Genomic DNA, 6,447 nt, shown 5'->3' with positions numbered 1-6,447 from the left:
CCGCAAGGCATGCTCTGACTCAATCGGGCTTTCCGTTGCTTCAAGGCAAGGCAAGTCGACCCAAAAGGTAGACCCCTGACCCAGCGTCGAATCGAACCCGAGCTCGCCACCCATGTGCTCAATAAGCTCTTTGCTGATCGCAAGTCCCAGTCCGGTGCCCCCTTTTTTGCGTTGGTCAGACGAATCCGCCTGGGCAAAACGCTGAAAGACTTTGGGTTTGAAGGCATCAGAAATACCCTCTCCTGTATCTGACACACGGATACGTATGCGTTCGCCACGCAGGCGGGCGTCCAGGGCAACATGCCCGCCCTGGGACGAAAACTTGATCGCATTGGACAACAGGTTGATCAACACCTGTTGCAGCCTCTGCGGATCGACATTGATCAATACCTCAGGAACCTGCGCGGATGAGTCCAGAATCACCTGCTGATCCGGCGCGTATTGCACAATAGCGACAAGGGCCTGGTTCAGTTGCTCTGCCAAGCTCACCTTCTGGTAGTCGAAATGCAGCTTTCCCGCCGCAATTTTTTCGATATCCAGCAGATCGTTGATCAGGTTGGTGAGACGTTGGCTGTTATTGTGAGCGAGGGCCACCATTTCCTCTGCTCGCTGTGGCATGCCGTCGAGTGCACCGGATCTGAGCATGCCCAGGGCACCCGAAATAGACGTCAGGGGCGTACGCAGTTCGTGGCTTACTGTAGACACGAACTCACTTTTGATTTGCTCAAGGTGCTTGCGCTCCGATACATCCTCGGCGATTCCGAGGTACCCCTCGATGCTATCGTCCGCATTGCGAATAATGGAAATCACAAGCCGCACCGGCACGCGCTGGCCACCACGTGTTATGTAGGTCCATTCACGTGGATGCCGGCGACCTTGCTCCGCCTCATGCACAAAGACCCTGAATCCCTCAATATCAAAACCATAGTGCGCGGTCAGCTCTTTGCCTACCCGTGATACTTCTTCCGGATCATGCAGCAACGCGGGCGTCTCCCGGCCAACCATCTGCTCTGCGGTATAGCCCAGCAGGCGCTGCGCACCCGTGTTGAATAGGGTAATAACGCCTTGGCTGTCAGTAGCGATAATGCTGAAATCTTCTGCTGCATCCAGTACAGAAGACAAGAGACCATTGGCCTCGGCCAACTCCCGGGTCCTGGCTGCGACACTCTTGACCAGCCGACCGCGGGAATCGTGCAGCACCTGGACACTGGAGGCCATCTCGCTGCCCAGATGGTTAAGTGCCGTGGACATCTGATCGAATTCATGCACGATACTACCCGAAACAGGCGAAAACTGGCCCGCGCGCACGCCTCGTTCGATATGTTGACTGGCATTGGCCAGGCGTATTATAGGATGACTCAGAAGCCGACTGATCACCCAAGCCAACAGAATCGAAAACATGAATATGCCGACCAACAGGGTGAACTTCGACAGGCGTTTGATTTCCATTGCCTGCACCAGGGACGCGGCAGACTCTTCAACGCGCACATACCAGCCCGGCATCACCTCCAGAGGCAGACGGACCCAGTAATACCCCTCCCGCCAGCGCTGTACCGCATTGTATTCACCCCCTGGCAACCAGATCCTCAGGCGCTCCAGAGAGCTGGGATGTTCTGGGACCAGACCCGGCGCGGCAGAGTGCGGCTGAGCGCCAATAGCTACCCCTTCCACACCGTCCTTTTCCAGCGCGATGGTCAAGGTAGGGAACATGCTCTGCACGCGCGACAGATGCGCATCCAGTCTGTTAGCTGCATCAGAGTCGGACTGCAGCCTGTTCTCGAAAATGGCTGCAATCCCACTGAGCTTTTCCAGCACAGCACTTTCCAGCGTATACCGCTGATTGTGGGCATCTACCAGTATTGGGGTCATGCCTGCCAACAAGATAGCCATCAACATGCTCTGAAAAATAATCCACGACAGTGACAACTGGGCTAATTGCCTGCGTCGATAACTGATAAGCAAAATGACCAAACCGGCCAGCAAAGCATTGAACATCCCATTGACTGCTTGCTTGAGGGCAATGAGTGCAACAACGGACCCTGGCATATCAGCGATCACCCAATAGATGATGACGACCAGGGGAATACCGATCATCGCCCAGTAGACCAGATCGGCTATCACCAGATTTTTCAGATGGTGTCTATGATACAACCAGGCTACGAACAGCCCCTCAAACATAAACCCGGGAATCGCCAACGGCTGTCCCCACAACGCCAAGGTATAGAGGGAGCCGACGAACGCCACCACGACAGCAGCCCATATCCCCAGATACACGACCGCCAGCATCACGGCTGCCGAACCGAAAATAAGATCAATACCGAATAACAACGGTACGCTCAGCCAGTTGCCCAGCAGAGCCAGCATGCAAAGCACCAGCAATCCGAGCCCTTTGCCAAAAACGCGGCTATCGCTATTGGGCCGTGCAAACATCCTGTGTCTCCTTGCATTCGCGGAACGCTACCCAGAAACAACTCCCCCCCGGAATGGCGGACTCGAAGCCGATGCGACCGTCCATTTGTTCCGTCAGCTCCTTGCTGATAGCCAAGCCCAGACCGGTACCCGCCTGGCGTCGATTATCACTGCCGTCTGCCTGGGCAAAACGCTGGAACATTTGAGTGTAAAAACTGGGTGGTATACCCGCTCCCTGATCGGTAACGCTGATTCGGACAGAGTCAGAAGTGTGACTGATCCCAACATCCACCCTGCCGCCAATGGGTGAGAACTTGATCGCATTGCTGAGCAGATTGGTCAGTACCTGCTGAAAACGCGAGGCGTCTACCCAGATACTGAGCGCCGTGGAGGGATCATACGTAATCTCCACTTGCTGCTGGTCTGCCAATGCCTGAATGTCCCCAATACCGGTTCGTATCAGATCCGCGACCGAATGGCAGGCCGGGTAGAGGGCTATGCGTCCTGCCATCAGTTTCTCGATGTCGAGTAGATCGTTGACCAGTTGCGACAATCGCCGGCTGTTGTTGAAAGCAATATCAAGCAGGGGCCGCAATGCATCTGGAACGGCGCCAATAGAGCCTGAGCGCAACAGACCGATCGCGCCGGAGATTGCCGTCAGCGGGGTGCGCAGCTCGTGGCTGACCGTGGAAATAAATTGATTTTTCAAGGTTTCATTACGCAGCCTGTCGCTCACATCCTCTGCCACGCCCAGATAACCTCGAACATCACCATCACTGCCTCGGATGGCGCTCACCACTACCTGAACCGGAATCAGATGCCCGTCCCTATGCCTGTAGTGCAGCATCAACACTTCTTCGACGCCCTGCTGCGCGCGCAAAGTGAACACTTCATCACCCACCAACGGCCGTCCCAGCTCGATTTCCATCGCGTGCGCCCGCTCACGGATGGCGTCAGACAGCAGGAAAATACCGGGCTTCTGCTTGCCTACCATGTCGTCAGCGGGGTGACCCAGCATCAGTTCCGCTCCCTTGTTGAAGAGCATGATGACTCCCCGCGCATCCGTGGCTACGATAGCAAATGAACGTGCCGCGGCCAGGACTGAGTCAAGCAGGTCATGACTTTGGAGCACCTCTGCGGTGCGTTTTCTGACTTCAGAATCAAGCTGGTCCAGCAGATTGCGTTGCCAGACAAGCCGCACGAACAATCCAATGAGAATGGCCAGAAACAGAGCCATTGAAACTGCCAGTGCTCGGTACCACCCCAGTTTACCGGGACGCGCATCGGGCGCTTGAATAGCCATCTGCCATTGGGTACCAGGGACCCTTATCGGAAGTACATCCAGTGGCTGATCAAAAAAAGTCTGGGAGCCAAAGAATACGTTGCCAGGCTGACCGTCGACCCCTGCATGACGCAAAGCGATAGCGGGCGCCAGTTCGTCGGCGGCAGACCTGAGGTAATCGAACAGACTGTCTGCATCAATGACCGTGCTGAGCAACCCCCAGTAGGTGTCCTCGATAAAAATCGGTGCACGGTAGATAAGGCCTCGACCACCTTGTACCAGTTGCAGGGGACCGCTTAGCAAGCCCTCCCCGGTAGTCTGCATTTTCTGGATGGCAGGCCACTGGTCAGGAAGATCTGCATAGTTCAGGCCGATAGCATTCTCATTACCGGCCAGCGGAAACACCCATGTAATTCGATTGCCCGGCGCAATCCCGATATTACGAAAGTGTCGCCCACGCTCATAAACCAACGACAGAATGCGCTGTATTTCACGCGGATCGAGGACGCCGTCGCGCGCGACAATATAGGACTCGACACCAGTAGCCAGGAATGCGGCGTTGTTGATCTCGGATTCCAGCAGGGCTCTTAACCGACTCGCGTCCTTCAGGGTCGCGCGTACTTCATCATCGGCCTGCTCATTGCGATAGCTCTGCAGACCATACTCCAGCGGAATCATCAGGCACACAAAAAGGCCAGCCACCATCAACCAGAAGCTCCCTATACGGGAAATTTGATGGCTCGCTGTCACGCCGGCATTCTCGAAGGACCGGCCGTTGACGCAGGGAAATCCACATGGAAGCGGGCCCCCTGACCTGGATCTGAGTCGAAACTGATAAAGCCTCCCATCTTTTCCACCAATTCCCGAGTGATTGCCAGACCGAGTCCGGTCCCGCCCCGCTGACGGCTGTCGGAGGCATCGGCCTGGGAAAACTTGTCGAATATCTGATCGTGGAACTGGGGATCAATGCCCATCCCCTCATCGGCGACGGTCAACCGAACGCCGCCACCATAATGCTGACTGGTCACCAGGACGTCACCCCCCGTTGGCGAAAACTTGATCGCATTGGACAACAGATTGGCCAATACCTGCTGCAATCTACCCGCGTCAACACAGACCTGCGTATCTCCGGCGAGATTGAGCGTCCGCAGACTCACATCATACTGAAGCGCGTAGGGTTGATTTTCTACCAGCGATATCGCCACCAATGTCTTCAGCACATGCCATTGCAGATCGAAGCTCATCTTGCCAACCAGCAACTTCTCCATATCCAGCACATCATTGATCAGAACAAGCAGGCGATGACTGTTTCTGTCAGCTACGGCCATCATGTCTTGCGCGGTGTCCGGTAACGCGCCCAACGCGCCGGATGCCACAAGCGAGATCGCGCCTCTCAGTGCCGTCAGGGGAGTACGCAGTTCATGACTGATAGTGGAGATGAAATCATCTTTCATACGCTGCATGCGCTTGCGTTCAGAGATATCTTCGATTATTGACCAGATAAATTTTTGCCCGCCAGCATCGTGTATGACCATACCGTTGAGCACCACGGGATAGCGACTGCCATCCTTGCGGATATACTCCTTTTCGTAGGGTCCATAACGCCCGGTTTCCTCCATACTGCGCAATTGCTCGTGCTCCTGAGCAGCATATTCCTCTGGCGTCACCTGCCAATAGCTCAAAGTGGCAAATTCCTCGCGGGTATAGCCGGCTGGAGCCAGCAAAGCTGGATTCATCTCGATGAAGGCCCCGGTATCGAAATCGTTCAAGGCGATACCGTAAGGCGACAATTCAAACAGGCCGCGCAACCGGGCTTCGCTCTGACCCAGGGCGAACTGGGCCTGAACCTGTTCGCTGACATCGGCATGGGTACCCGCCATCCAGAGCGGCTGGCTATCTCCCGCGCGGCTGACCAGGCGACCCCGATCGTGGACCCAGACCCAATGGCCGTCTTTGTGGCGCATCCGACAATGCACATCATAGAATGCGGCCTCGCCCTTAAAATGCGCCTGAAGGGCTCGGCTAGACTCCTCGAAGTCATCGGGATGCGCCAGGGCCATCCAGGTGTCAATATTGACCGGAGAAAGCTCTTCAAGGGTGTAGCCGACGATCGCTGCCCAGCGTTCGTTGAACACCGTTTCGCCAGTTTGCACGTTCCATTCCCAGGTACCGATGTTGGTGCCTTCTATCACAGACGCGAGACGTTGCTCCGCCAGTTCGGCGCGGAGCAATTGCTTTTCCAGCCGAGCCTGGCGTATCTCCAGCTCGACCTGATCAGCCAGGTCGCGCAGAACCTGCCCGTCCTCGTCTGACAGCGTGCGTGGCCGGGGATGGATCAGGCACAAAGTGCCTATCCTGTGGAGTTCGCCCGACAACTCATGCGCCTCATGCAATGGCGCACCCGCATAAAAGCGTATGTGTGGTGCATCTGTTACCAGAGGATTGTCAGCAAACCGCTGGTCGGTTGCCGCATTGTTCACAATGAAGAGCTCATCCTGCAGAATGGCGTGACCACAGAAGGACAGATCCCGATCTGTCTGCGCAACATTCAGGCCCTGACGGGATTTGAACCATTGAAGATCATCCGCTACCAGAGAGATGAGGACGGTATCCACGCCGAAAACTCGCTGTGCCAGTCGGGTGATTCTGTCGAACCGCGGCTCCGCTGCAGTGAACAGCAGGGCGGAATGCTCGAGCGCCTCTAGACGTGACGTCTCATTTTCAGGCTTTTCTGGTGGCTGCATCAATGCCTCTTG

Annotated in this window: 3 protein-coding genes; all 3 read right to left on the bottom strand. The window is 55.9% G+C overall.

Annotated elements, in window-relative coordinates:
- Window positions 1-2,430, bottom strand: a 2,430-nt coding sequence (locus ABYA88_RS06330) for an ATP-binding protein (RefSeq protein ID WP_373186126.1), incomplete at its 3' end; no start/stop codon positions are given.
- Window positions 2,411-4,396 (bottom strand): ATP-binding protein, encoded by a 1,986-nt coding sequence (locus ABYA88_RS06325; protein WP_373186124.1) that lies wholly within the window; start codon window positions 4,394-4,396, stop codon window positions 2,411-2,413. The genes ABYA88_RS06330 and ABYA88_RS06325, both read right to left, overlap by 20 nt.
- Before the next feature lie 41 nt (window positions 4,397-4,437).
- On the bottom strand, window positions 4,438-6,435 hold the full coding sequence (locus ABYA88_RS06320) for a PAS domain S-box protein (RefSeq protein ID WP_373186122.1): 1,998 nt from the start codon (window positions 6,433-6,435) through the stop codon (window positions 4,438-4,440).
- Window positions 6,436-6,447 lie beyond the last annotated feature (12 nt).

Source organism: Halopseudomonas sp. (genome assembly GCF_041579695.1).
GTDB lineage: Bacteria > Pseudomonadota > Gammaproteobacteria > Pseudomonadales > Pseudomonadaceae > Halopseudomonas.
The sequence above is the reverse complement of the archived record's forward strand: the minus strand, read 5'-3'. Positions and strand labels throughout refer to the sequence as shown.

What these genes read in the sequence shown, in the direction of transcription:
- ABYA88_RS06325 (WP_373186124.1), bottom strand. Translation starts at nt 4,396, where the DNA reads ATGGTGGCTGGCCTTTTTGTGTGCCTGATGATTCCGCTGGAGTATGGT.
- ABYA88_RS06320 (WP_373186122.1), bottom strand. Translation starts at nt 6,435, where the DNA reads ATGCAGCCACCAGAAAAGCCTGAAAATGAGACGTCACGTCTAGAGGCG.